Source organism: Pseudomonas reidholzensis, from assembly GCF_900536025.1.
GTDB classification, from domain to species: domain Bacteria; phylum Pseudomonadota; class Gammaproteobacteria; order Pseudomonadales; family Pseudomonadaceae; genus Aquipseudomonas; species Aquipseudomonas reidholzensis.
Genome location: NZ_UNOZ01000030.1, coordinates 562,735 through 586,480, shown reverse-complemented (window position 1 = coordinate 586,480; position 23,746 = coordinate 562,735). Strand labels below are relative to the sequence as shown.

The 23,746-nt window shown below is 65.1% G+C and carries 21 protein-coding genes; 5 read left to right on the top strand and 16 right to left on the bottom strand.

Annotated features, from left to right (window positions below):
* Nucleotides 1–21 precede the first annotated feature (21 nt).
* From CCOS865_RS22205 to CCOS865_RS22190, 4 genes are all read right to left on the bottom strand, one after another.
* Nucleotides 22–1,272, bottom strand: coding sequence for a hypothetical protein (locus CCOS865_RS22205; RefSeq protein ID WP_119144825.1), 1,251 nt, complete (start codon nucleotides 1,270–1,272; stop codon nucleotides 22–24).
* Between the two features lie 3 nt (nucleotides 1,273–1,275).
* Complete coding sequence (locus CCOS865_RS22200; protein WP_119144823.1) at nucleotides 1,276–2,838, bottom strand: lipoprotein N-acyltransferase Lnb domain-containing protein; 1,563 nt, start codon at nucleotides 2,836–2,838, stop codon at nucleotides 1,276–1,278.
* A 5-nt stretch (nucleotides 2,839–2,843) separates the two neighbouring features.
* A complete protein-coding gene (locus tag CCOS865_RS22195; protein WP_119144821.1) occupies nucleotides 2,844–3,449 on the bottom strand; it encodes a hypothetical protein in 606 nt (201 codons plus the stop codon).
* Nucleotides 3,450–3,786: 337 nt separating this feature from the next.
* Nucleotides 3,787–4,332 carry a P-loop NTPase family protein gene (locus tag CCOS865_RS22190; protein WP_119144819.1) on the bottom strand — a complete coding sequence of 182 codons (546 nt, stop codon included), beginning with the start codon at nucleotides 4,330–4,332 and terminating at the stop codon, nucleotides 3,787–3,789.
* 131 nt (nucleotides 4,333–4,463) lie between these two features.
* On the opposite strand from CCOS865_RS22190, the gene CCOS865_RS22185 reads away from it, so the two are divergent.
* Nucleotides 4,464–4,865, top strand: coding sequence for an SMI1/KNR4 family protein (locus tag CCOS865_RS22185; RefSeq protein WP_119144817.1), 402 nt, complete (start codon nucleotides 4,464–4,466; stop codon nucleotides 4,863–4,865).
* A 233-nt stretch (nucleotides 4,866–5,098) separates the two neighbouring features.
* Here the strand turns inward: CCOS865_RS22185 and CCOS865_RS22180 are convergent, their stop codons facing one another.
* From CCOS865_RS22180 to CCOS865_RS22160, 5 genes are all read right to left on the bottom strand, one after another.
* On the bottom strand, nucleotides 5,099–5,662 hold the full coding sequence (locus CCOS865_RS22180; RefSeq protein ID WP_119144815.1) for a PqiC family protein: 564 nt from the start codon (nucleotides 5,660–5,662) through the stop codon (nucleotides 5,099–5,101).
* Nucleotides 5,663–5,679: 17 nt separating this feature from the next.
* On the bottom strand, nucleotides 5,680–7,332 hold the full coding sequence (locus CCOS865_RS22175; RefSeq protein WP_119144813.1) for a PqiB family protein: 1,653 nt from the start codon (nucleotides 7,330–7,332) through the stop codon (nucleotides 5,680–5,682).
* Nucleotides 7,316–7,960 carry a paraquat-inducible protein A gene (locus tag CCOS865_RS22170; protein WP_119144811.1) on the bottom strand — a complete coding sequence of 215 codons (645 nt, stop codon included), beginning with the start codon at nucleotides 7,958–7,960 and terminating at the stop codon, nucleotides 7,316–7,318. The genes CCOS865_RS22175 and CCOS865_RS22170 overlap by 17 nt, the downstream gene beginning before the upstream one ends.
* Nucleotides 7,957–8,553, bottom strand: a complete 597-nt coding sequence (locus CCOS865_RS22165; RefSeq protein ID WP_119144809.1) for a paraquat-inducible protein A — start codon at nucleotides 8,551–8,553, stop codon at nucleotides 7,957–7,959. Before CCOS865_RS22165 ends, CCOS865_RS22170 begins: the two co-directional genes overlap by 4 nt.
* Nucleotides 8,554–8,684: 131 nt before the next feature.
* Nucleotides 8,685–11,327 (bottom strand): excinuclease ABC subunit UvrA, encoded by a 2,643-nt coding sequence (locus CCOS865_RS22160; protein WP_119144807.1) that lies wholly within the window; start codon nucleotides 11,325–11,327, stop codon nucleotides 8,685–8,687.
* A 210-nt stretch (nucleotides 11,328–11,537) separates the two neighbouring features.
* Here CCOS865_RS22160 and CCOS865_RS22155 point away from each other — a divergent pair, with 210 nt between their 5' ends.
* Both CCOS865_RS22155 and CCOS865_RS22145 read left to right on the top strand, forming a co-directional pair.
* Nucleotides 11,538–12,242: an SDR family oxidoreductase gene (locus CCOS865_RS22155; protein WP_119144805.1), complete on the top strand. Its 705-nt coding sequence runs from the start codon at nucleotides 11,538–11,540 to the stop codon at nucleotides 12,240–12,242.
* Between the two features lie 297 nt (nucleotides 12,243–12,539).
* Nucleotides 12,540–13,085 (top strand): pyridoxamine 5'-phosphate oxidase family protein, encoded by a 546-nt coding sequence (locus tag CCOS865_RS22145; protein WP_119144803.1) that lies wholly within the window; start codon nucleotides 12,540–12,542, stop codon nucleotides 13,083–13,085.
* Between the two features lie 17 nt (nucleotides 13,086–13,102).
* On the opposite strand, the gene CCOS865_RS22140 is transcribed toward CCOS865_RS22145, so the two are convergent.
* The gene (locus CCOS865_RS22140) at nucleotides 13,103–14,062 is read right to left on the bottom strand and encodes a DMT family transporter (RefSeq protein ID WP_208644558.1); all 960 of its coding nucleotides are present in this window, start codon (nucleotides 14,060–14,062) and stop codon (nucleotides 13,103–13,105) included.
* Nucleotides 14,063–14,158: 96 nt separating this feature from the next.
* On the opposite strand from CCOS865_RS22140, the gene CCOS865_RS22135 reads away from it, so the two are divergent.
* Entirely contained in the window at nucleotides 14,159–15,055 is an 897-nt protein-coding gene (locus CCOS865_RS22135) for a LysR substrate-binding domain-containing protein (protein WP_119144801.1), read from the top strand.
* Here the strand turns inward: CCOS865_RS22135 and CCOS865_RS22130 are convergent.
* The 5 genes from CCOS865_RS22130 to CCOS865_RS22110 are packed head-to-tail and all read right to left on the bottom strand — an operon-like array spanning nucleotide 15,052 to nucleotide 20,188.
* Complete coding sequence (locus tag CCOS865_RS22130) at nucleotides 15,052–16,092, bottom strand: methionine ABC transporter ATP-binding protein (protein WP_119144799.1); 1,041 nt, start codon at nucleotides 16,090–16,092, stop codon at nucleotides 15,052–15,054. The two genes, CCOS865_RS22135 and CCOS865_RS22130, sit on opposite strands and share 4 nt — an antisense overlap.
* A gap of 10 nt (nucleotides 16,093–16,102) precedes the next feature.
* Nucleotides 16,103–16,882 (bottom strand): MetQ/NlpA family ABC transporter substrate-binding protein, encoded by a 780-nt coding sequence (locus tag CCOS865_RS22125; RefSeq protein ID WP_119144797.1) that lies wholly within the window; start codon nucleotides 16,880–16,882, stop codon nucleotides 16,103–16,105.
* Nucleotides 16,883–16,918: 36 nt separating this feature from the next.
* Nucleotides 16,919–17,584 carry a methionine ABC transporter permease gene (locus CCOS865_RS22120; protein WP_119144795.1) on the bottom strand — a complete coding sequence of 222 codons (666 nt, stop codon included), beginning with the start codon at nucleotides 17,582–17,584 and terminating at the stop codon, nucleotides 16,919–16,921.
* Nucleotides 17,581–18,954: an LLM class flavin-dependent oxidoreductase gene (locus CCOS865_RS22115; protein WP_119144793.1), complete on the bottom strand. Its 1,374-nt coding sequence runs from the start codon at nucleotides 18,952–18,954 to the stop codon at nucleotides 17,581–17,583. Before CCOS865_RS22115 ends, CCOS865_RS22120 begins: the two co-directional genes overlap by 4 nt.
* Nucleotides 18,955–18,964: 10 nt before the next feature.
* Complete coding sequence (locus CCOS865_RS22110) at nucleotides 18,965–20,188, bottom strand: SfnB family sulfur acquisition oxidoreductase (RefSeq protein ID WP_119144791.1); 1,224 nt, start codon at nucleotides 20,186–20,188, stop codon at nucleotides 18,965–18,967.
* A gap of 269 nt (nucleotides 20,189–20,457) precedes the next feature.
* Here CCOS865_RS22110 and CCOS865_RS22105 point away from each other — a divergent pair, with 269 nt between their 5' ends.
* Entirely contained in the window at nucleotides 20,458–21,324 is an 867-nt protein-coding gene (locus CCOS865_RS22105; protein WP_119144789.1) for an AraC family transcriptional regulator, read from the top strand.
* Between the two features lie 67 nt (nucleotides 21,325–21,391).
* Here the strand turns inward: CCOS865_RS22105 and CCOS865_RS22100 are convergent, their stop codons facing one another.
* The gene (locus tag CCOS865_RS22100; RefSeq protein WP_119144787.1) at nucleotides 21,392–23,581 is read right to left on the bottom strand and encodes a TonB-dependent siderophore receptor; all 2,190 of its coding nucleotides are present in this window, start codon (nucleotides 23,579–23,581) and stop codon (nucleotides 21,392–21,394) included.
* Nucleotides 23,582–23,746 lie beyond the last annotated feature (165 nt).

The window sequence follows — 23,746 nt, the reverse complement described above, 5'->3', positions numbered from 1 at the left end:
AAGCCCGCCCCCCAGTAACCGCTACTTGAAACCGCCACAAGGCCGGGTTTCCAGCGCCTGGACCTGAACCTCCTTGGCCGGGCAGTCGAGTTTTTCCATCTCCACCGTATCGCCCATGAAGCAATCGGTGCTGGCGCCGAGGAAGTTGCTGATCACGCCCTGCGCCGAGGTGCCGCCCCCCGGGCAACTGGCGCGGAAACTGACGTCCACGCAGCTGTGCAGCTCGGGCTTGATGCGCGGACGGATGCCGACCACGTAATAGTGCGGGCCAAAGCAGGTGATCGCCGCCAGCTTGGTCTGTTTGGTGGTTTGGCGAAGGTAGTCCTGCTTGGCCCGGTCTTCTTCCTGCTGCTTGGCCAGTTTCTGCGCGGCACGTGCTTCGGCAGCCTTGGCCTTGGCCACCGCTGCGGCTTGCTCGCGGGCCTGCTCGGCAGCGTCATCCGCGGCCTGTTGTCTGGCCAGCTTTTGCGCCTGCGCCTCCTCCAGCTGTTTCTGCCTGGCCTTGCTTTGCTCAAGCGCAGCGGCCTGCTTGGCAGTGCTCGGCTCAGCCCCGGCGCCCTGTTGCGACTGCGCTGCGGCCAGCGCCGTCTGGGTACGGCTGTGTGCGGCCTCGGTGCGTGCCGCACGCTGCTGTTCAATCGCCTGGCGGGTCTGCTCGGCCCGTTCGCGCTGGCGCTCTGCGTGCGCCTCGTGGCGCTGGCGTTTGTCTTCCAGTTGCGCCTGCATGTCGCTTTGCATCTGGTTACCCACTCTACGCACGTTGTTCGCGCCTTGCCCGGCCATGGTGTCGGCCACATAGGCTTCGATCATCTGCGCGCGCTGCTCGGCGGAGAGGTGCGTCTGCAGGCCGATGAACGCGCTGCCGAAGGCGTAGGCTTCATTGCGCTTGGCCTCCAGACGCTCTTCGCGGCGTGCGGCAGCCTCTTCTTCGTCACGTTCCTGCTGGCGCTCCAGCCTGGCCTGTTCACGCTCGGCCTGGGCTTCGTCTTCGACAAACTGGCGCTCGCTGTTGTAGTCGGCCACCACGCGGTTCCAGACGGTCTGGTCGGCGTCGGTGTTGATCAGCTCGCGGGCGGCCTTGAGGTGTGCTTCGGCGCAACTGAAGTTGCGTTGACCGACACAGTGACTGGCGCTTTCCAGGTCGGCGAGCATTTCTTCGCGGTCCATCTGGTCGAACAGGCGATTGGCCTCGGTGATCGACGTGGGCGCTGCCATGGTGCTCAGAGCAACGCTGCTCAAGAGGGCCACGAGGGTGATAGGGACGAGTCTCATGGCTTATTCCTTGGGCCGAGCGTTGCGGGTGTGTTGGGCGATTTCGATGTTGCGCAGGGCCGCCTGGATCTCGGCCAGCCCTTGCTGGTAGCGGGCAAACGAGGGGTCGTCGCGCAGTAGCGGGGCGATCAGCGTGGTCCACCCGGGGGCCAGGTCTTGCTGGCTGGCGGCGCAACGCGGCGCGAGCAGGGCCGAAGTCGCTTCGGGAATGCCTGTCTCCGAGGTTTGCTGGCTTGCCGGCATGAGCAGCGCCTGCATGCAGCTCAAGGCAGGGGCGCTGTGCGTCTCTCCATGCTGTTGCATGCGCTTTAGCAGTGCCTCGCCGTGCTCGACAAGTAGGGCATTGACCAGGGCTCTCTGCATCTTGCGCACGGCCCAGGTTTCCAGCACCAGGTAGGCATCCAGCGCGGAGCGGGGGCTGCCCATGGACGGCTGGGTCAATAGTTGCAGTTGCTCCGCGCGAAACGCTGAGCCTGCGGCCAACCAGCCTTCTGGTCCGTCGATCGCACGCATCTCGGGCCCAGCCAGGCGCTCGGCAAGCAGTGTGTAGGCGTGTTGGTAATAAGGTTCGGCACTGGGGAAGTAATAGCCGCCGGCCTCGGCGGTTTTCAGGTTGTCGAGCACTGCTGCCTGAAAACGCGGTTGCCGTTGGGCATCGGCAAACAACCTGTCAGGTCGTACGCGAGGGGTGGGCAGCAAGGGCTGGGCATCGACGGCGAAGGCCTGCGTACTGCTGTTGAGCGCCCACTGCAGTTCCGACGCGCAGTTGTGCGAGAAGAACCGGTAATCGTTGCTGTAGTGCCAGTGGACTTCGCTCAGGGCGCGCACCAGGAAGTCTTTTTGCCGGTCGTCGAGGACGATCGGCAACGCGCTCAGGGAGCGGAACTCATCAATGGTGTATTGCTGGTAGACGTCATGGAAGTCGGTGGCGAACAGGCCGATGGCATAGCCGCCCGTCAGCCCTTTCCATAGCGACAGGGTTGGGTCGGCGATGCCCGCCGCGAAGCTCAATACAATGTGGTCGAAGACGTCCTCTGCGCACTCGGGCCCCACGCGTACGCGCTCGGGCGCACACACCACCAGGCGCAGCGCCACGTGACCAAAGCGGCTGAAAGGTTGCTGCGACTCGCCCATGAACAACAGCTGCACCGCTTGCACCCGTTGCGGGTCGACCCAGCGCACATTTTCCATCGAGGTGAGGCCCTTTACCCTGAACGGCACGGGCCCCAGGCAAGGATCGGCGCTGGGCGGCAACTGCCACAGCGACTGCAGGTAGCGATGGCTGAGCGGTTGCCGACAGGCGAACTGTGGGTCCGTCAGGTACCGCGCCTTGAGCTTGAGATAGGCCTGATGGGGATCTGCCTGTGGATGCTGCGCAGAGCCGGCATTGGCCATGCTGCCGCGCAAGAACGCCTGCAAGGCCGGTTCATAGCGCTGCCAGTCGTCGCACTGCGCAGTCCGCTGGCAGGCGCTGTGACTGTCCTGCGCGGGCGGTATGTGGCCGGTGCAGCCCAGCAGCAGGGCCGCGAGCCCAGCCAGCAGCCCTGCGGCAAGTAGGTGGCGCACGGCAGTTACCGTGCGGCCAGGCGCTGCGCTTCGCTGGCCAGAGGAGGGTGTTCGAGGTTGCGGCTGACCCGGGCCATCAGCGAGTCCGGGTTGGCGAACGCCGCCGGGTCGTTGAGGGCAAAGGCCTTGCCGCTGACCACGTCACTGGTGGTCGACATCGGCAACAGCACCGGCGAATAGAGCAGCAGCGTGGTCGAGGTTGGCGCAGGCGCCTGGTTAACCTGGTCGAAGAAATCCGACACGGCGGTCTTGTTGGCTGCGCGCTCGGCGGCAAGTCGCGCCTGTTCCTGGGCCGCTGCCGCTTGGGCGGCCTGTTGCGCAGCCTGTTGTTGCGCCTCGGCCTGCGCCTGTGCTTCGCGCTGCTGTTGCTCCACGCGTTGCTGTTCGGCCAGGCGCGCTTCTTCGCGTCGGCGGCCCGCTGGGGTCAACAGGACGGTTTCATCGAGCACCACGGTCACCGGTTTCAGGGCGCCGGCGCTGAGGGTGAAGGTCTGTTCGAACTGCCGATACTGGCCTTCGCCAATTTCCTTGGCGGCGCGCAGGTGAACGACACCTTCGGGCACAGGCAGGGTCAGCGGGCATTCACCTTTGGCATCGTTGTTGATGAACAACGTGGCGCCTTCGCTTTCTCCAGAACAGCGCACCCGTACATAGGCATCCGCACAAATCGCTTCGCCAACATATGAAAAAGCGATGAGTATCAATAACTTGCTTGATTTAAGCACGGAGCGTGTACCTGGCTGCGCAAAGGGGAAGAGAGGGATAATGACCAGGTGCAGGCATACAGCCATCACGGGTGCGCGTACTTAACCACAGTGCAATTGTTATTTAAATGATTTCATTTGATTTCCGGCACTATTTTTTTGGGTAGAACGTTTGTTTAAAAATCGCCACGGCAGGGGGTATTAAAACAGGCTCACTGTGGGAGTGCTGGTCCGCTGCGCACTGTTAGCGATGTGAACTAAACATTTCGCGATCGTCGGCGTGCAGTCCCTGTACAAACTGCGCAACCTCCGGCACACCGTTCAGGTGGATGACCGGAACCTCAGGGGCGGTTGCCAAACGCTTTGCTTCGATGCCAGGACGGTATTCGCGGTCAAAGCTCCAGACAAACTTGAGGAAGGTGAGGAACGCCCGATCCAGCTTTTCTCTGCAACCGTCGGCGAGGTCCGGCCGTGGTTTGTTCAGCACACTGCGCAGGACTACGCGTCGCAAGCACGTTGCACGGGGGGTGTCGAGCCAGATCACAAGGTCTGCCCCTGGCAGTCTCAAGTCGAAGGTCCTTCGGGCATAGTTGCCCTCGCAGACCCAGGCGTCGGGGGCAACTGCGTGGCGCACTCGGCTGCGGAAGGCCTCGGCATCGGGTTCTACCCATCCGGGTTCCCAGAACAGCCTGTCGAGGTGGATTACCGGTAACGCGAGGCGTTTGCCGATGGCGCGTGCAAGGGTCGACTTGCCACTGCCGGCGTTACCGAGGATCACGATGCGTTGCATGAGCACGTCCTTGCTGCAAAACCGCTAATTCTAAAACGGTTGGCCAGGTGCTGAGAAGTTTTGCAAGCGCGTGGGTTGCAGTATTATCCATTACATTGTCGATACTTGGATCGCACGAGAAGGAGCTCTCAATGAACCTCTACAAAGCCCTCAAAGATGGCAGCGGTGATCATCGGCCGCTGCGCAAACTCGAAGTTGTCGCGCCCGCCGCGCTTGCTCAACTGGCCAGTAGTTATCCAGCTTTGCCCTCTGACTACAGCGTGTTCCTGGAGACGGTCGGCTCCGGCGAAATCGGCCAGGCGGCGTTCATGCTGTACGACGGGTTGCTCACCGCTGAGCAGATCTATGACAAGCAGACAGCAGCGGGCTTGGCGGGCGTCCTTTTGTTCGGTGATGACATGCAGGGGTATTGCGTGGGATTCGATAGCGGTAAAGGCTGGGCAGTGGTGGAAGTCGATCCGTTGAACGGACAGGCACATGAGGTGGCTGGTGGTTTTGAAACGTACTTGCGTGAGTTGCTGAGCAGCCTTTGATTGGCGGTTGTGGATGCTGGTGGCAGTTGTGTTGCTTGGTTTCGGTTCTTTTTAGATGGCATGCGGGCTGGCAGGTGCATGTCACAGGCGTTTTTCGCGCTCTTGAGATCGAGCGCCGCCCGCGATGCGCCGCGCGGGCGGCGCTCGATCTCAATGGCGCCAGAGCCATCAAGGCATGCACTTGGTCGCCACGCCGCGGTCTGAAAACACCCTGTATGTCAGGTCTTTTACGGCTAACCCTCCGCATTCGCTCCGATCGCAGGGCAACCACCTCGGGTGTCCCGCGCAGCCTGGTTGATCTGCATGGCCAGCGCTTGGATGTTCACTTGATGCGCACTGACCACCTCATCGATGCCCGTCCCGGCGCGGGTCTGCAACACACTCCTGCAGCTCAACGTAGCGCTGCCGCCGACGCCACGCAGGCGCCATTTGGCATCGATCAGCGCGTACTGGCCAGGCACCGAGTCGAACCGCTGGACCACGATACGCACCGACAGCCTTCGCTCAGAGTCGGCACTGTTCAATTGCTCGGCCAGCGCACTGCGCAGCTCATCCGCCAGGCTTGCGCCCCACCACTGGGTCTCGAGGATCGCCAGGCCGCTGGCGCCCTGACGAACGACGATCTGTGCCCGGTCCACCTGCGGCGGTACGCTGACGCTCTCGATGGCGATCTCGCTGCCCGCAGCCTGCCGCGTAACGGCGGTCGGGGTCAGCGTGTGAAACTCGATCGGGTCGCTGCGGCACGCGCCAAGCAGCGACAAGGTCATCAGCAACATGAGGTTCAAGCGGCTGCTCATCGATCTCGCTCCTGCGGTCAGTTACGGGGTGGGCCTTGCAGGTCGATCGGCGCGGCGTTATTGGGCCGGCCGCGGATCAGCGACTCAGGGTTGCGGCCCAGGTAATCCGAGAGGTCGCGCAAGGAGCGCGACATGCGCCCAAGTTCGTCGAGGGTCTCGTTGAGTTTCTCCCGCTGCGGCGAGTCTTCGGCGAGGGTGGAACTGGCCGATTGCAGGGTCTTGCTGACGTCTGCCAAGGTCGTTTGCACCCCCGGCAAGGTTTTGCTGTTGAACTGCGCCAGGCCTTTGCGCAGCACCAGCAGGTTGTCGTCGAGGTTGCTGGCAATGCGCTCCACGGGCAGCTTGTTGATCTTCTCGAGCATCGCCTGCAGCTGTTCCTGGAGCATCTCCAGGCTGCCCGGCAAGGTCGGTATGGCGATAGGCCTGGCGCTCAAGTCGAAGGCTACTTTCGGCGCCTTCGGGAAGAAGTCCAGGGCGATATACAGCTGGCCGGTGAGCAGGTTGCCGTTGCGTGCCTGGGCGCGCAGGCCATTGTCGACGAAGGTGCTGAAGATCTGCGCGGTGGCGGCGATGTCGTCAGGGTTGTGGTTGAGTGCTTTCAGCAGCTTCTTGTGCGCCTGGCCCATGCGCTGGGGGTAGACGACGATGCCGACGTTGATCGGGAAGCTGCGCTTGGCCTCGTCGAAATCCAGATTCACCGACACCACCTTGCCGATCTCGATGCCGAGGAACTCGACCGGGGCATCGACCCGCAAGCCACGCATCGCCTGGTCGAAGCGCAGGCTCAGGTATTGCGCCCGGCCATTCGGCGGGGCGAGCGCGCTGGGTTGGTCGGCGAACAGTTCGTAGGTTTTGTCTTCTGCGGCCGTGGTGTCGTTGGGGCTGTAGTCCGGCGCGCGGAAGGCGATGCCGCCGACCAGCAGCGTGGTCAGCGACTCGGTCTTCACCGCAATGCCGTTGGCGCCGACGTTGACGTCGATGCCGCTGGCGTTCCAGAACCGGGTGTTTTCGGTGACGTAGGCATCGTTCGGCGCATGGATGAATACTTCGATATTCACCCCTTTGCCGTCGGCGTCCAGCGCATAGGCAACGACCTGGCCGACCGGGATCTTGCGGTAGTAGACCGGCGAGCCAATGTCCAGCGAGCCGAGGTCCTGGGTGTGCAGGGTGAAGCGCTTGCCGGGTTCGCCGTAGGTGATCGGGGGCGGGTTTTCCAGGCCCTTGAAGCGCTTGGCGCGACTGTTCGACTGGCCGATGTCGGCGCCGATGTAGTCACCCGACAGCAGTGTGTCGATGCCCGACACGCCGCCCGCGCCGATGCGCGGGCGCACCACCCAGAACAGCGAGTCTTCGCGGGTGAAGCCCTCGGCCTGCTTGTCCAGCTTGACCGTGGCGTTGACGCTGCTCTGGTCGTCGCTCAGCTCGACACTCGACACGTGGCCGATGACCACGCTGCGGTATTTGACTTCGGTCTTGTTGGCGGTGAGGCCCGCGCCAGTCTTGAAGTTGAGGGTGATGGTCGGGCCTTCCTGGAGCTTGCTATGGATCACCAGCGAGAGCCCCACCAACACCGCCACAATCGGCACGATCCACACCAGCGAGACGCTGAAACGCCGCGTCTTGATAACCGGAAGTTCCGGCTCTGGGCCTGTTTCAGGGGTGGCTGACATCGTCCGAAGCCTCCTTGCTGGGTGACGTAGGCCAGATCAGCCGGGGGTCGAAGCTCATGGCCGCGAGCATGGTGAACACCACCACCAGGCCAAAAAACAGAATGCCCGGGCGCGGCTCGATGTCGCCCAGCGCCTGGAACTTCACCAGCGCGGCGACCAAGGCCACCACCAGCACGTCGAGCATTGACCAGTAACCGATCAGCTCGACGAAGCGGTACAGTTTCGCGCGCTCTTTGCAGGCCCAGCCGCTGCCGCGCTGGACGGTGACCAGCAACAGCGACAGGGCGACGAACTTGACCCCGGGTACCGCGATGCTGGCGATGAAGATGATCAGGGCGATGTCCCACGCGCCGTGCTCCCAGAACTCCAGTACCCCGCTCATGATGGTGCTGTCGGCACCGTCGCCCAGCATCGTGGTGTTCATCACCGGCAGCAGGTTAGCCGGTACGTAGAAGGCCAGGGCGGCCAGCATGTAGGCCCAGGTGCGGGCCAGTGAGTTGACCTTGCGCCGGTGCAACGGGGCGTCACAGCGTGGGCAATGATCGGCTTGCTGGCGCAGGTCGCAGGCCAGGCCGCAGCTGTGGCACAGGCAAAGGTCGAGCTCGGCGGCGGTGGGCGGGCGGCTCACAGCAGGTCCCACAGGTCGCGGACATCGCGGCCGGCAATGCGGATCAGCAACAGGCTCAGGGCGGCGAGGGCAAACAGGCCAAGGCCCGGCAGCACGTCGAGCATGCCGGCCAGCTTGAACACCGCGACCATCGCCCCGAGCAGGCACACTTCGAGCATGCTCCACGGCCGCAGGGTTTCCAGCCAGCGCATGCACAGTTTGAAGCCTGGGGCGCGGCGGTCGGCCAAGGCAAAGCCAAGCACCCACATCAGCAGGAGTAACTGGAAGGCCGGGGCGATGATGATCGAGATCGCCGCCACCATGGCAATGAAGGTGATCGGGCCTTGGCTCAGGGCCAGCACCGAGTCCCACAGCGTTGCGCTGTTTTTCAGCCCTTGCAGGCTGATGCTCATGATCGGATAGAAGTTGGCGAACAGCCACAGCACGGCCGCCGTGACCGTCAGCGCCAGGCGTTGATCCACGGCCAGGCCGTTGTAGCGCTGGAGCACCCCGGCGCAGCGCAGGCACAGGGCTTTCTGGTGCTTGGCGAGCGGGGCTTTCTGGTACACACAGTCGCAGTGCTCGCAGATGATCAGTTGGGCGGTGTTGGCCATGGGTGCGCTCGACGGACGCAGGTTCGGGCTGGGTTCAGTGAATATAGAAGTGGTGGGTCAATCGGCAACTTTTTCAGTTTCCGTTCATCGCGGGTGCGCCCGACGCTGCGCTGCGCAGGTCGGGCACAGCATCAGCGCAGGGCGCCCTGCAGGAACGGCGCCGTGCGGCTCAGCTGACACTGGGCCACCTCGGCAGGCACCCCGCTGGCCACCACCTGGCCCCCCGCAGCGCCCGCGCCCGGGCCGATATCGATCACCCAGTCACTCTGCGCCACCACCCGCATGTCGTGCTCGACCACCAGCACGCTGTGCCCGCCATCGACGAGGCGGTTGAGCTGCACCAGCAGCCGGTCGACATCCTGCGGGTGCAGCCCGTTGGTGGGCTCGTCGAGCACGTACAGGGTCGCGCCCCTGGCGCTGCGCTGCAGTTCGGTCGCCAGCTTGATCCGTTGCGCTTCACCGCCAGACAGTTCAGTGGCCGGCTGGCCGAGGCGCAGGTAGCCCAGGCCGATGTCCTGCAGCACCTGCAGGCTGCGGCGGGTCGCCGGCTGTTCGGCAAACACTTGCAGGGCCTGGTCGACGGTCATGCGTAGCACGTCGGCGATGCTCAGGCCCTGCCAGGTGATCGCCAGGGTCTCGGGGTTGTAGCGGGCGCCGTGGCAGGTGGGGCAGGGCGCATAGACGCTGGGCATGAACAGCAGCTCGACGCTGACGAAGCCTTCGCCTTCGCAGGTTTCGCAGCGGCCCTTGGCGACGTTGAACGAGAAGCGCCCGGCGTCGAAGCCTTGTGCCTTGGCCTGTTCGGTGGCGGCAAAGAGCTTGCGCACGTGGTCGAACAGGCCGGTGTAGGTGGCGAGGTTGGAGCGCGGGGTGCGGCCGATCGGCTTCTGGTCGACCTTGACCAGGCGCTGCACCGCGGCCAGCCCGGCGACGATCTGACCGCTGCTGGTGTGCTGCGGCTCGTCCTCGAGGGTCTGTTCTTCGGGCTCTGCGCGCTGCTCGGGCTGGCCGAGGTGGGCGCCGACCAGGTCCAGCAGGGCCTGGCTGACCAGGCTCGACTTGCCGGAACCGGAAATGCCGGTCACGGCGGTAAAACAGCCCAGCGGAAACTGCGCGCTGAGGTTGTCCAGGTTGTTGCGGGTTACCCCTTCGAGTCGCAGCCAGTCCTGCGCCGGGCGCGGCTGTCGCGGCGCCGTGGCCTGGTCAGCGAACAGGTAGGCGCGGGTGCACGAGCGCTCGACCTGCGCGAGGCCCTCCGGCGGGCCGCTGTAGAGGATCTGCCCGCCGTGCTCGCCGGCCGCGGGGCCGACATCGACCAGCCAGTCGGCGCGGCGCATGGTGTCCAGGTCATGCTCGACGACGAACACCGAGTTGCCGCTGTGTTTGAGGCGCTGCAAGGCGGCGTACAGCGCCTCGCTGTCGGCGGGGTGGAGGCCGGCGGAGGGCTCGTCGAGGACGTAGATCACCCCGAACAGCTGCGAATTGAGCTGGGTGGCCAGGCGCAGGCGTTGCAGCTCGCCCGAGGACAGCGTCGGCGTGCTGCGGTCCAGGGCCAGGTAGCCGAGGCCGAGGTCGATCAGGGTGTCGATGCGCTCCAGCAGTTCGGCGGCGATACGCTGGGCGGCCAGGCGTTTTTCCAGCGACAGGTTGGGCGTATGGCGTACATCCGGGCCGCCACTGTGGGCCGGTTCGCCCTTGGCCGCGCGTTGCTCGCGCGCGGCGCGGGTTTGCTGGTGGGTAAGCGTCGCGCCGTGGCCATCGGGCTGCTGCAGATACCCTGGCGCGGCGACGGCACGCAGGACCTCGGCGAGGTCCTGCAGCGGCAGTTGCGACAGTTCGGCGATGTCCAGGTGGGCAAAGGTCACGCTCAGCGCTTCACCCTTGAGCCGCTTGCCGGCGCACAGCGGGCAGGGGCTGGGGCGCATGTACTGGGCGACGCGCTTGCGCATCTGCGCGCTCTGCGAGTGCATGAAAGTGTGCAGCACGTAGCGCCGGGCGCCGCTGAACGTGCCCTGGTAGCTGGGCTCGAGCTTGCGCTTGAGGGCGGCGCGGGTCTGCGCCGGGGTGAGGCCGGCATACACCGGGGCGGTGGGCGTTTCTTCGGTGTAGAGGATCCAGTCGCGCTGCGCTTGCGGCAGGTCGCGCCAGGGGAGGTCGACGTCATAGCCAAGGGTCACGAGGATGTCGCGCAGGTTCTGCCCCTGCCAGGCCATCGGCCAGGCCGCCACCGCGCGCTCGCGAATGGTCAGCGAGGGGTCGGGGACCATGGTGGCCTCGGTCACCTCGTACACCCGGCCCAGGCCATGGCACTCCGGGCAGGCGCCTTGGGGCGTGTTGCTCGAGAAGTCTTCGGCATACAGCATCGGTTGCCCCGGCGGGTAGCTGCCGGCGCGCGAGTAGAGCATGCGGATCGAGCTCGACAGGGTAGTGACGCTGCCCACCGAAGAGCGTGCGCTGGGGGTGCCGCGTTGCTGCTGCAGGGCCACCGCTGGCGGCAGGCCGTCGATGGCGTCGACGTCGGGCACGCCGACCTGGTCGATCAGGCGCCTGGCGTACGGCGCCACGGACTCGAAGTAGCGACGCTGGGCTTCGGCGTAGATCGTCGAGAAGGCCAGCGAGGATTTGCCCGAGCCCGAGACGCCGGTGAACACCACCAGCGCATCGCGCGGGATGTCGACATCGACGTTCTGCAGGTTGTGCTCACGGGCGCCACGCACCCTGACGAAGCCGGTGTGTTGCGGCTGGCTGGGGGAGGGTTTGGCGCGTGGCGGCATGGTCCGGTCCTTGAGGGTGAAAGGCTCTACCTTAGCGCGTTTGCTGTGCGGATGGGCGTGGTTTGCGGGTGCAAGGGTGAGCAGAGCCGCCTGTAAGGCAGTAGTTTTTCTACAGGCTGAGCGCATTATTCGTGGCTCGTTGCCCGGCCACACTGAGGTGTAGTCTGAACCCCTCACTTACGCAGTCCACAGGCATCTTCAGGAGCCCTTATGTCAGCAGAAAAAGTAGCACTCGTGATCGCCGGCGGCAGCGGCATGGGCGCCGCCGCCGCCAGACGCCTGGCCGCCGACGGCTTCAAGGTCGCCATCCTGTCGTCGTCCGGCAAGGGCGAAGCCCTGGCCCAGGCGCTCGGTGGGATCGGTGTGACCGGCAGCAACCAGTCCACCGCGGACCTGCAACGGCTGGTCGATGCGGTGATGGAAAAATGGGGGCGTATCGATGTGCTGGTGAACAGCGCAGGACACGGGCCGCGTGCGCCGATCCTGGAAATCAGCGACGAAGACTGGCACCAGGGGATGGAAACCTACCTGTTGAACGTGATTCGCCCGAGCCGGCTGGTGACGCCGATCATGCAGCGGCAGAAGGGCGGGGTGATCATCAACATCTCGACGGCGTGGGCGTTCGAGCCGAGTGAGCTGTTCCCGACGTCGGCGGTGTTCCGTTCCGGGCTGGCGGCGTTTACCAAGATCTTCGCCGACAATTTTGCAGGGGACAATGTGCGGATCAACAACGTTCTGCCAGGGTGGATCGACAGCTTGCCGGGCACTGAGCAGCGTCGTGACAGCGTGCCGCTCAAGCGCTATGGCACCAGTGAAGAGATCGCCGCGACTGTGGCCTTCCTGGCCAGTGACGGGGCGGCGTATATCACCGGGCAGAACATTCGTGTCGATGGTGGGGTGACGCGCAGCGTCTGAATGTGGGTTGGGGGTGCCGGGTGTGGTGCAGGAGGCCGCTGTTAGGGGCAGCCCTTTCAAGGTGTTCTGAAATTGCGCAAGGCGTCAGCTCGCTGGGGCCGCTGCGCGCCCCATTCGCGACACAAGGCCGCTCCCACATGGACGGCGCCTTGCAGTCAGCGTGCGTAGTGACCGGAACTGGTCCTGTGGGAGCGGCCTTGTGTCGCGAAAGGGCTGCGCAGCGGCCCCGGCGAGCTCACGCCTTGCGCAATGTAAAAACCACCTGAGCAACCTTAAATCCCGAGGTGAGATCGCCAAATGCTCGATGAAATCCTGGCCCGCATCTGGTCGGACCTGACCACCGCCATCGGCCAAGGCAGCAACCCGTACCGCCTCATGCAACTGGCGACCGTCGACGCCCACGGGCAGCCGGACACCAGCACCGTCGTCCTGCGCGACGCCGACACCCTCACTGGCACGGTCCTGTTCTTCGTCGACAAACGCTCGGCCAAATACACCCAGTTGCGCGGCAATCCGCGCGTTGCGCTGGTCGCGCTGGCCCCTGGCGCCACCCAGCAACTTCGCCTCCAGGGGCAGGCCAGCGAACGGCCAGATACCCCCCGGTATTGGCAGCAGGCACGGGCCACAACCCAGGCACTGTTTCGCCATGGCGGCGTGCCCGGTGCCGTCATCGACAGCCCGGCCGCCGCCTATCGACAGCCGGAGGACGGCCTGCAACACTTCGCCGTCATCAGCGTACGGGTCAATCGCCTGGAGTGGCTCGACCTTACCCGGCCTGTCCACCAGCGAGCCCGCTTCGTCCGCCAGGCGGATGATTGGCAAGCCCACTGGATCGCCCCCTAGCATCAGCGCGTGCGCATTCAGCCATGGCGCTTGGCGGCTGTCAGCGCAGCGCTGGGCTGCCCGCGAGCGGCTGCCGTGCCCTTGCTCAGGTTGACGATGACCAGGCCCACCACGGTCAGCGCGGCACCCAGCAGGAACCCCAGGCTGGTGCGCTCGTCAAGCCACAGATAGCCCATCACCACACCGAACAGCGGCGTCATGAAGGCCATCACCCCGAGCCGCGCGGCCAGGTAACGGCGCAGCATCCAGAACCAGATCAGGTAGCTGGCGAACGACACCGCCAAGGTCTGGAACGCCAGGCTGGCCAGCGCCAGTGGGGTTAAGCTGAGGGCGCTCTGGCCGCTGAGCAATGCCAGCGGCATCAGGATCAGGAATGCACCGGCAAGCTGGTAATACAGGGTCTGGGTCGGCGGCGCCTCGCTCAACCGGCTGGCGCGCACGGCCACCGTGGTGAAGCCCCAGGCGGCACCGGCGCACAGGCCGAGAAAATCGCCGAGCAAGCTGCTGGCCAGCGCCGGGTCAGCCTCGGCGCCAGGGCGCGGGGCGAGAAAGGTCACGGCGATGCCTGCAAAGGCCAGGCCCATGCCCAGCCACTGCACGCTGCTCAGGCGCTCTTCCGGCAGGCGCAGGTGCAGGCCGATTGCGGCGAACAGCGGCGCGGTGTAGAGGAACACCGCCATGTGCGAGGCGCTGGTCCAGCGCAGGCCTTCGGCGATAAACAGGAACTCCGCGGCAAACAGCAGCGCCACCAGCAGCCCCGAGCGGCACCAGACCCGCGGCAGCCAGGCCTCGCGCAGCACCCAGCGGCCGACCATCCACACCAGCGCAGCGGCAATCCCTGAGCGCAGGGCCACTTGCATGATCGGCGCGATCTCGCCAGCGACGGCTTTCATCGCCACCTGTTGACCACCCCAGATCAGGCACAGCAGCACCATCACTGCCGTCGCCAGGCCATCCACCGACTTTCTCACGCGCATCACCTTGTATTGGGAACATCAGGGTGCGATTGTCACGGCCCGCGCAAACCGCTACAAATCATCTGTTGTGGTCGTACAAAAGAGAAAAACTACGTTATGAGAGCCGACACCCCGCTCAAGGCCATCGCCTGTTTCGATGCGGTGATGCGCACGGGCAGTGTCACCGTGGCGGCCCAGCAACTGTTCGTCACACCGGGTGCGGTGGGCCAGCAGATCCGCAAGCTGGAGGCCTGGCTGGGCACGCCGTTGTTCGTGCGCACGGTGCGCAAGCTGCAGCCTACCGCGCAAGCCTTGAGCTATTGGCAGCAGGTGCGACCGGCCCTGCAGCAGCTGGACAGCGCCAGCCTCGCGGTGCAGGGCAAGGGTGACCTGCAGGTGCGCCTGAGCCTGCCGCCGGCGTTCGCCAGCAGCTGGTTCGCCCGGCGCATGCCGCAGCTCACCCGCCGTTATCCGCAGCTGCAGTTGCACCTGAGTGCCAGCACCGACCGGGTCGATTTCAGCCAGGGCACGGTCGACCTGGCGGTGCGTCATTTCGATGGCCAGGCCAAGGACGTGCAGGCGCGGTTGCTGCTGGCGGACGAAATGCGCGTGTACTGCAGCGCGGAGTACCGCGAGCGCCAGCAGCTGCGCACGCTGGCCGACTTGCCCGGCGCGACCGTGCTCTACACCACCAGCCATGCGCACTGGTCGCAGTGGCTGGCGTCGGTCGGGCTGTCGTTCGACGGGCTGGCCAGGGGCTTGCAGTTCGATCAGTCGGAAATGGCCATCGACGCTGCGCGGCGCAGCCAGGGCCTGGTGCTGACCAGCCCCTGGCTGGTCGAGGACGACGTCGAGCAGGGGCGCCTGGTGCAGGTGTTCGACGCGGTGCTGGCAACGGGCAAGGGCTATTACCTGGTGCAGGCCCGGGACATCGCATTGAGCGAGGCCGCACAGCGCTTCGAGCAGTGGCTGGTCGAGGCTGCACGCTGCGCTGCCAGTGGCCTCAACGGCTAACTGCTGGCGCTGCGCGGGTTGACCCGCTCGACCCGATCGGCGACTGTCAGCGCCCGCTCGAGCACCCGTTCAGCGGGCTGCGCACTGGTCACCGCAACCCGCAACCGGCCAAGCGAGCGGCCCTGGATGCGTTCGATGCCGGCATGCAGCAGGCGCACTTGCGAGCCGAATGCCGTCGACAGCGCCTGCACGTCCGGCTCCAGGCCATGTGCGCCGCTGTAGTGCAGGTCCAGGCAGAGGGTGCCCGGGGCGAGTTCGGCAGGGTACTCGGCCCGCGTCGGGCCGCCCAGCAGCAACTGGCTGACGGCATGCTGCGGTGCCCCGAACACCTGCCACACCTCGCCGTGTTCAACCACCTGGCCGGCTTCCAGCACCGCCACGCGGTGGCACAGGTCACGGATCACCTCCATTTCATGGGTGATCAGCACGATGGTCAGTCCCAATCGCCGATTGATGTCCCGCAGCAGGCCGAGAATCGATTGGGTACTCTCGGGGTCGAGGGCCGAGGTGGCTTCGTCACACAGCAAAATGGCGGGTTGCAGCACCAGGGCGCGGGCGATACCCACCCGTTGCTTCTGCCCGCCGGACAGCTGCGCGGGGTAGGCATTGCGCCGTTCGTGCAGACCCACCAGTTGCAGCAACTCATCGACCCGCCGGGCGCGCTCCGGCGTTGGCAGGCCGGCCATACGCAGCGGTAGCTCGATGTTTTCGGCGACCGTGCGCGTGGCCATCAGGTTGAAGTGCTGGAAGATCATCGCCACCTTGCGCCGCAGCCCGCGCAGCTCAGCCTGGTTCAGGCGGGCGATGTCCTGGCCGTCGATCAGCACCTGGCCGTCGCTGGGGGGCTCCAGGCGGTTGAGCAGGCGCAGCAGCGACGACTTGCCGGCGCCGCTGCGGCCAATGATGCCGAACACCTCGCCACGCCGGACCTGGAGATCGATGCCGTGCAGCGCGGTCAGCGCGCCGTAGCGTTTGCCGACGCCGCGCAACGTGAGTTGCGCCGTGTCGGCGAGCAGTTCCTGGCTGAAACGGGTCATGCGCAAGCCCTCAGAAACCCGGTGCGATCTGACCCTTGTAACGGGTCAGGATGAACTGGCGGACTGCGGGCGAATTGAGCGCCTTGGCCAGCTTCTGGATGCCGGGGTCTTGCAGGTTGTCGGGGCGTGCCACGAGGAATTCGACGTACAGGTCCTTGCCCTTTTCCACGATCAGCGCGCTGTTGGTGTCGATGCCTGCTTCCAGGGCGTAGTTGGCGAACACGAACGCCAGGTCGACCTGCTTGACCGAACGGGCCAGCATGGCGCCTTCGAGCTCGCGGATCTTCAGCAGGTGCGGGTTGCCGGTGATGTCGCGTTGGGTCGATTGCGGGTTGTTCGGGTCCTTGAGTGTGATCAGCCCAGCTTCGGCCAGCAGGACCAGTGCCCGGCCCGTGTTCACCGGGTCGTTGGGGATGGCCACGCTGGCGCCATCAGGCAGCTCTGCGAGGGTCTTGTACTTGGCCGAGTAGGCGCCGAACGGCTCGATGTGCACGCCGACCACCGGCACCAGGTCGGTGTGGCGGGTCTTGTTGAAGTCCTCGAGGAACGGTCGGTACTGGTAGTAGTTGGCATCCAGGTGCTTCTGCGCCAGTTGCAGGTTGGGCTGGATGAAGTCGTTGAACACCTTGATGTCGAGGTCGACGCCCTGTTTGGCCAGCTCGGGTTTGACGAACTCGAGGATCTCCGCGTGCGGCACCGGGGTGGCGCCGACCACCAGGCGTTCTGCTGCGTGCGCGCCGAGGCTGTTGAGGGCGATGACGGCGGCGAGGGCGCTGAGTATTTTTTTCATGCGGTGGCTCCGGTGAAGGTGATAATGGAATCAGGTTCAGCGTCGGTTGAAATGGCGTACCAGGCGGTCACCGCTCATTTGCAGGGCCTGCACCAGCAGGATCAGCAGCAGCACGGTGACGACCATCACGTCGGTCTGGAAGCGTTGGTAGCCGAAGCGGATGGCCAGGTCGCCGAGGCCACCGCCGCCGATCACCCCTGCCATGGCGGTGTAGTCGACCAGCACGATGGCGGTCACGGTGACGGCGGCGATCAACCCGGTGCGAGCTTCGGGCAGCAGGGTGTACCAGATGATCTGGCGAATGCTGCCGCCCATGGCCTGGCTGGCTTCGACCAGGCCGCGGTCGACTTCGCGCAGGGCGGTTTCCACCAGGCGGGCGAAGAACGGCGTGCAGCCGACCACCAGCGGTGGGATGGTGCCGCGCACCCCCAGCGAGGTACCGGTGATCACCGTGGTCAGCGGGATCAGCACGATCAGCAGAATGATGAACGGCAGCGAACGGAGCACGTTGACCGCCACCGACAAGCCGCGATAAAGCGGCCCATTGGCCAGCAGTTGGCGCTGCCCGGTGAGGTACAGGAGCACGCCCAGGGGCAAGCCGAACAGCACAGTGAAGCCGAGCGCGGCGCCGAGCATGCTCAGGGTGTCCAGGCAGGCCTGGGCGATCTCCACCCAGTCGAGGTTGGCGAGCAGTTCGTTCATCGGCCGGCCTCTGCGCGCAGGCGTGCCACCGGGTGCGGCGCGCGCAGCTGGTCGCCATGGCCGAACAGCTTGTTGCGCAGGCTGCCCTCGGCGTATTCACGCTTGAACAATCCGCGTCGCTGCAGCTCCGGGACTAGCAGGTCGACCACGGCGGCGAAGGTTTCCGGGGCAACCACGCTGGCCAGGTTGAAGCCGTCGACATCGGTGTCTTCGACCCATTCCTGCAACTGATCGGCCACGGTCTGTGCCGAGCCGACCAGCACCGGGCCGTCACCGCCGATGGCGCAGTAGTCGGCGATCTCGGCGGTGCTCCAGGTGCGCGTCGGGTCGGCGCGGGTGAACGCTTCGACCACGGACTGGATCGCTTCGCTGGGCACTTCGCGAAGCACCTGGTCGGCGCTGTACTGGGCAAAATCGATGCCTGTCCAGCCCGACATCAGCGTCAACGCACCACGGGGGCTGGCGTACTCGCGATACTCGCGCAGCAGGCCCAGTGCGGCCTCGTCGGTGGGGGCGACAATCACCGTGAGTTGTTCCAGGACCAGGATGTCGTTGGCGCCACGGCCAGCTGCCACGGCGGCGGCGCGCAGTTCGGCCACCTGTTTTTTCAGCACCGGCTTGCTCGGTGCGGCAACGAATACGCATTCGGCATTGGCGGCCGCGAAGGCGCGGCCACGGGTTGAAGCTCCGGCCTGGTAGATCACCGGCGTGCGCTGCGGCGAGGGTTCGCTGAGGTGCAAGCCTGGCACCTTGAAGTACGTGCCTTCATGGTCGATGCCATGCACCTTCTGCGGGTCGGCATAGACGCCGCTGTCGCGATCGACGCGCAGCGCATCTGCCTCCCAACTGGTCTCCCACAGCTTGTAGCAGACCTGCAGGTATTCCTCGGCCATGGCGTAGCGCTGGTCGTGGCTCAGCTGATCGTGGTGGCCAAGATTGCGCGCCCCGCTGGACAGGTATGAGGTGACGATGTTCCAGCCGGCGCGGCCCTGGGTCAGGTGATCGAGGGTACTCATGCGCCGCGCGAACGGGAATGGATGCTCGAACGAAACCGAGGCGGTGACGCCGAAGCCCAGGTGGCGGGTCGCGGCGGCCATCGCCGGCACCAGTTGCAACGGGTCGTTCACCGGCACCTGCACGGCGTTGCTCAAGGCTGCGTCGGCGCTGGCGCCATACACGTCGTAGACGCCGAGCACGTCGGCAATGAACAGGCCGTCAATGCAGCCGCGTTCGAGGGTCTTGGCCAGCTCGATCCAGTAATGGATGTCGGTGTAGCGGGTGGACTGGTCGCGCGGGTGGCGCCACAGGCCAGGTGCGAGGTGGCCGACGCTGTTCATGGCGAAGGCATTGAGGCGGATCTGCTTGCTCATGGGGGCGGCCTCAGTTCCAGTCGTGACGGGGCGGCTTGACGGCGTTCAAGGCCCAATTGCCGACCAGGTGGTACTTCCAGCGCACCGGGTCGTGAAGGGTGTGCACGCGGGCGTTGCGCCAGTGGCGGTCGAAGTTGTGCTGGAGCAGCGACGAGCGCGTGCCGCCGAGTTCGAACAGGCGGTTGCTGGCCTCGATGGCGACCTCAGTGGTCAGCACCTTGGCCTTGGCTACAGCCACCGAGGCGGCGGCGACGTTGTCTTCGTCCGGCGCCGGCTTGGCCGCGTCGAGCGCCCAGCCGGCGCGTTCGAGCAACGCTTCGGCGGCCTCCTGATGAATCTCCAGCGAGCCGATCTGGATGATCGTCAGCGGGTCTTCGCTGGCATGGTCGACCTTGGCGTCGATCCACGGGCGGGCATGCTGGCGCACAAACGCAATGGTGTCGTCCAGCGCGGCGCGGCCTATACCGGCGTCGATCGCAGCCGTGGTCAACTGGGCGAACGGCCCTGCCAGGGTCGGGCTCTCATAGGAGCGATAGGTGGGCAACAGGTTGAACGCGGGCACCCGCAGGCCATCGAGCAGAACGGTACCGCTGGAGGTGGTGCGCTGGCCCATGCTGCTCCAGTCATCGACCACGACCAGGCCAGGCGTGTTACGCGGGACGAAGGCGAGCTGGGCACGGTCCTGCGCGTCCAGCGCCAGTACGCCGATCCAGTGCGCATACAACGAGCCGGTGCAGTAGCCCTTGCGGCCGTCGATGCGGTAGCCGTCCGCCTCGGCGACCAGCCGCGTGCGGATGTCCTGCACGGTCTTGCCGCCGGTTTCTGACAGGGCATTGGCGAAGCGGTGGCCGCGCAACACCAGGTCGAAGAAGAAGCGCTGCTGTTCAGGGCTGCCTTGCAGGCGCAGGTCTTCGAGCAGGCAGTAGTGGTTCTGCGGGATCTGGCCGAGTGACGGGTCGGCGGCCGAGACGATCGCGATCACCTGCGCCAGGGTGGCGAAGGACACTTCGGCGCCGCCGTATTCGCGCGGCACGGTGATGCCCCACAAGCCACTGTTGGAGAAGGCATCGACCACGTCGGCAGGGACTTCGCGGCGGCGGTCGCGTTCCGCTGCGCCCGTGCGCAGCAAGGCCGCGACCTGGTGGGCGATGCGCAAGGCTTCGGCGTCGTCGTGGATGACATGGGCATCCGGTTGGCGCAGGTCGTAATGGGCGGGCTGGGCAGGTGCAGGCATGACTTCCTCTGGCTTCAAGCGGGTATGGCTGAAGCTTTTGCATGTTTTGTGCCATGCCTTAAAACCCTTATGAATCAGATATCTACATATTCTTATCCGTTGCAGTGTGCGGGCTTGGACAGTTGGCTGTTGGCGTGCTGTTGGCGCAGCAACAGTTGCTCGCCCAGCAGTTGCGCTTCACTCGGCAACGGCTGTACTCCGCGCAAGAACGATCAAATGCCTCCCGCGCACATTTGCTACTGTCGACGCTGCTTTGGAGGAGCACTGTCATGCGCAGTATTGAAAAGATCCTGTGGTTCATCGAGTCGCAGTTGGCCAGCGACCTCGACCTGGGCTACATCGCCCAGCGTTTCGACCTGTCGCCATTCGCCCTGTCGCGGTTTTTCTCACTGACCACCGGGTGGCCGCTGATGCGCTACATCCGTGCCCGGCGCCTGAGCCAGGCGGCCCTGGAACTGCGTGGCGGCCAGGCGGAGATTCTGCAGGTGGCACTGGCGGCCGGCTATGGCTCCCACGAAGCCTTTACCCGCGCGTTTGGCGAGCAGTTCGGGGTTTCGCCCCGCCAGGTTCGCGACCAGCCGCATGCCGACCTTGTCCTGATAGAGCCACTGAGCATGAAAAACCTGCACTTCATCACCCTGGCCGAACCCCGCTTCGAGCGCCGCGACGGGTTTCTCATCGCCGGTATGGGCGGGCGTTTCACCTTTGAAAAGAACGAGGGCATCGTCGGCTTGTGGCAGGCGCTCGATCCCTACATGGGCCAAGTCCCCGGGCAGGTCGGCGGCGGTGCCTACGGCCTGTGCTGCAACCCTGGCGAAGACGGCAGCTTCGAATACATCGCTGGCGTTGAGGTGGCCCGCGGCGAGGGGCTGCCGGCAGGGTTTCGCACGTTCAAGCTGGACGCCCAGGACTATGCCGTGTTCCGTCACCAGGGGCATATCTCGACGCTCCATCAGACGCTGTTCACGGTGTTCAATCAATGGCTCCCGGCGTCGGCCTACAGCCTGGCCGATGCACCAGAATTCGAAGCCTACAGCGCCGACTTCGACCCAGGCCGCGGTAGCGGGTTTGTCGAGGTGTGGATCCCGCTGAAAAAAGCGACTTCAGAGCATGTCGGGTTGCCGGAGCGGGAGTGAAGCAGGTGTAGCGAGCAGAGCGGGGGGAGGGCGCGCGTCCTTGCGCGGAGGTCGTCCGTGGGGTGACTCAGAAGCTGTACTTGGCGGTCACCATCATGTTGCGCGGGGTGCCGTAGGTGTCGCCGCCGTATTGCCACGACGAGGAGATCGACGAGTAGTACGTGCGGTCGAAGATGTTGTTGGCGTTGAGCTGCAGGTCCAGGTGCTGGTTGACCCGGTAGCCGGCCATCAGGTCGGTGACGGCATAGGCGCCCTGTTCGAGCCGGTAGTTGCTGCCATCGGCCACGCTGAAGTCGTTGTACATGCGGCTCTGCCAGTACACGTTGCCACCGACCCGGAGTTTTTCCAGCGGGCCTTGGAAGTGGTAGACGGTGGAGAGCTTGAACATGTGCTCCGGGGTATCGGTGTCGTAGCGCTGGTTGACCTTCTCCGGGCTGGCGTCATCCTTGATGGTGTGCAGGCGGGTGTAGGTGTAGCCGGCGCCGATCTGCCAGTTGTCGGTGAGCGCGCCTTGCAGTTCGAGGTCGATGCCCTGGCTGCGGATTTCGCCGGACGCTTCATAGCAGGTGTCCTGCGGGCAGTTGGGCACGGTGATCTTGGTCGCGCGGTTTTCCTGGTCGACGCGGAAGACCGCCAGGCTGGCGTTCAGCGCACCGTCGAAGTATTCGCCTTTGATCCCGATTTCGTAGTTCTTGCCCACGATCGGCTTGACCGGCGTACCGGAGGTGTCTTTCGACGTCTGCGGGGTGAAGATGTCGCTGTAGCTCACGTAGACCGAGTGATGCTCGTCCAGGTCGTAGATCAGGCCGGCGTACTTGGTCAGGTTGCGCGTCACCTTGTAATCCGAGGTGCCGTCGTCGCCATGCAGGTCGTAATCGTACCAGTCCACACGCCCGCCCAGGATCAGCTTCAGCGGGTCGGCCAGGCTCAGGCGGGTGGTCAGGTAGGTGCTGTCCTGAGTGACGACGTCACGGATATCGCCCGTGTGCACGAAGTTCGGCTTGCCCGCAGTGAGCGGCCAGGTGAGTGCGTAGGGGGAGTAGTCATGCTCGGTGGTATCGACGATGCGCCGGCTGGCACCGACCACCAGTTCGTGGCTGCGGCCGAACGCTTCGAACGGGCCGCTGACAAAAGCGTCCAGGCCTGCCTGGTCGAGGTCGTAAGAGGCCTGGTAGACCGTGCGCGACAGCGCCTGGTCGGCGCCCCAGCGCGACTGATAGGAACCGGAGAACAGCGCATTCTGCTCGGTGTAGTTGGCGTTGACCTGCAGTTTCCAGTCGTTGGCCAGGCGCTGGCGGATTTCGGCGAAGACGGTGTTGTTTTCCTGGTCCTTGTTTTCCCAGTCGGTGCCTGGGTTATACGACCGCGGCAAATCCAGATGATGGCCGTCGAGGCCGACCATCGAGGCACCCCAGAAATAGTTGGTCTTGTCCTTTTGGTGGGAGAAGCCAACGGTCAGGGTGGTGTCTTCGCTCAGGTCGGCCTCGGTGACGGCGTAGAACAGGCCATGGTCTTCTTCGGCGCCATCGATGAAGCTGTTGGCGTCACCATAGGAGGCGACCACGCGACCGCGCAGCGTGCCGCTGTCGTTGAGCGGGCTGGAGGCGTCGATCTCGCCACGGTAGTTGTCCCAGCTGCCGGCGGCACCGGTGAGGGTGACTTTCTGCTCGGCCAGCGGACGCTTGCGCACGAAGTTGATCGCCGCAGACGGGTTGCCGGCGCCGGTGACCAGGCCGGTGGCGCCGCGCACCACTTCAACCCGATCGAACATCGCCAGGTTGGGCTGAGCCCCCACCACCCAGCCGGTGTAGCCGGTGGGGATGCCGTCGTACATCAAGCTGTCGATATCGAAGCCGCGCGCTGAATAGCTCTGCCGGCCCGGACCGTTGGAGTAATCGAGAAACAGCCCTGGGGTGGCCTGGACCATGTCGTTGACGCTGGTCATGGCCTGGTCGTCCATGCGCTGGCGGGTGATCACGGTCACTGCCTGCGGCGTTTCGCGCATGCTCATCGGCAGCTTGGTCGCGGTCGACATGCTCCCCGTGGTGTACGACGTGGTGCCCTCGGTGGTGCTGCCCAGTGCCTGCGAGCTGACCTCGGTGGCACCGAGTTCCATGACCGCCGGGTTCTTTTGCGCCGCTTCCTTGGGCTTGTCGGTCTGGTCAGCCAGTGCGGGGGCCATCGTGGCCATGCAAATGGCGGCTGCCAGTAGAGTGCGTGAGGGGCTGAAGCGGCGTTGCGAAGAAGGGCGCGACATGAGCAGCGGTTCCTGACGGTGTAGAGGCAAATAATTCTGCGTATGAGAACGATTAGCAATCAGTGTGTCAGGATTTGTCGCGGTTAAGAAGCCGGGCGCTTAAGAATTTTTATGAATTTTTCACATTTGTGGCGCGTGCGCAGCGTTCGCGAGCACGCTGCTGGC

What these genes read in the sequence shown, in the direction of transcription:
- CCOS865_RS22205 (WP_119144825.1), bottom strand. Translation starts at nt 1,272, where the DNA reads ATGAGACTCGTCCCTATCACCCTCGTGGCCCTCTTGAGCAGCGTTGCT.
- CCOS865_RS22190 (WP_119144819.1), bottom strand. Translation starts at nt 4,332, where the DNA reads ATGCAACGCATCGTGATCCTCGGTAACGCCGGCAGTGGCAAGTCGACC.
- CCOS865_RS22185 (WP_119144817.1), top strand. Translation starts at nt 4,464, where the DNA reads ATGAACCTCTACAAAGCCCTCAAAGATGGCAGCGGTGATCATCGGCCG.
- CCOS865_RS22180 (WP_119144815.1), bottom strand. Translation starts at nt 5,662, where the DNA reads ATGAGCAGCCGCTTGAACCTCATGTTGCTGATGACCTTGTCGCTGCTT.
- CCOS865_RS22175 (WP_119144813.1), bottom strand. Translation starts at nt 7,332, where the DNA reads ATGTCAGCCACCCCTGAAACAGGCCCAGAGCCGGAACTTCCGGTTATC.
- CCOS865_RS22165 (WP_119144809.1), bottom strand. Translation starts at nt 8,553, where the DNA reads ATGGCCAACACCGCCCAACTGATCATCTGCGAGCACTGCGACTGTGTG.
- CCOS865_RS22160 (WP_119144807.1), bottom strand. Translation starts at nt 11,327, where the DNA reads ATGCCGCCACGCGCCAAACCCTCCCCCAGCCAGCCGCAACACACCGGC.
- CCOS865_RS22155 (WP_119144805.1), top strand. Translation starts at nt 11,538, where the DNA reads ATGTCAGCAGAAAAAGTAGCACTCGTGATCGCCGGCGGCAGCGGCATG.
- CCOS865_RS22145 (WP_119144803.1), top strand. Translation starts at nt 12,540, where the DNA reads ATGCTCGATGAAATCCTGGCCCGCATCTGGTCGGACCTGACCACCGCC.
- CCOS865_RS22140 (WP_208644558.1), bottom strand. Translation starts at nt 14,062, where the DNA reads ATGCGCGTGAGAAAGTCGGTGGATGGCCTGGCGACGGCAGTGATGGTG.
- CCOS865_RS22135 (WP_119144801.1), top strand. Translation starts at nt 14,159, where the DNA reads ATGAGAGCCGACACCCCGCTCAAGGCCATCGCCTGTTTCGATGCGGTG.
- CCOS865_RS22130 (WP_119144799.1), bottom strand. Translation starts at nt 16,092, where the DNA reads ATGACCCGTTTCAGCCAGGAACTGCTCGCCGACACGGCGCAACTCACG.
- CCOS865_RS22125 (WP_119144797.1), bottom strand. Translation starts at nt 16,882, where the DNA reads ATGAAAAAAATACTCAGCGCCCTCGCCGCCGTCATCGCCCTCAACAGC.
- CCOS865_RS22120 (WP_119144795.1), bottom strand. Translation starts at nt 17,584, where the DNA reads ATGAACGAACTGCTCGCCAACCTCGACTGGGTGGAGATCGCCCAGGCC.
- CCOS865_RS22115 (WP_119144793.1), bottom strand. Translation starts at nt 18,954, where the DNA reads ATGAGCAAGCAGATCCGCCTCAATGCCTTCGCCATGAACAGCGTCGGC.
- CCOS865_RS22110 (WP_119144791.1), bottom strand. Translation starts at nt 20,188, where the DNA reads ATGCCTGCACCTGCCCAGCCCGCCCATTACGACCTGCGCCAACCGGAT.
- CCOS865_RS22105 (WP_119144789.1), top strand. Translation starts at nt 20,458, where the DNA reads ATGCGCAGTATTGAAAAGATCCTGTGGTTCATCGAGTCGCAGTTGGCC.
- CCOS865_RS22100 (WP_119144787.1), bottom strand. Translation starts at nt 23,581, where the DNA reads ATGTCGCGCCCTTCTTCGCAACGCCGCTTCAGCCCCTCACGCACTCTA.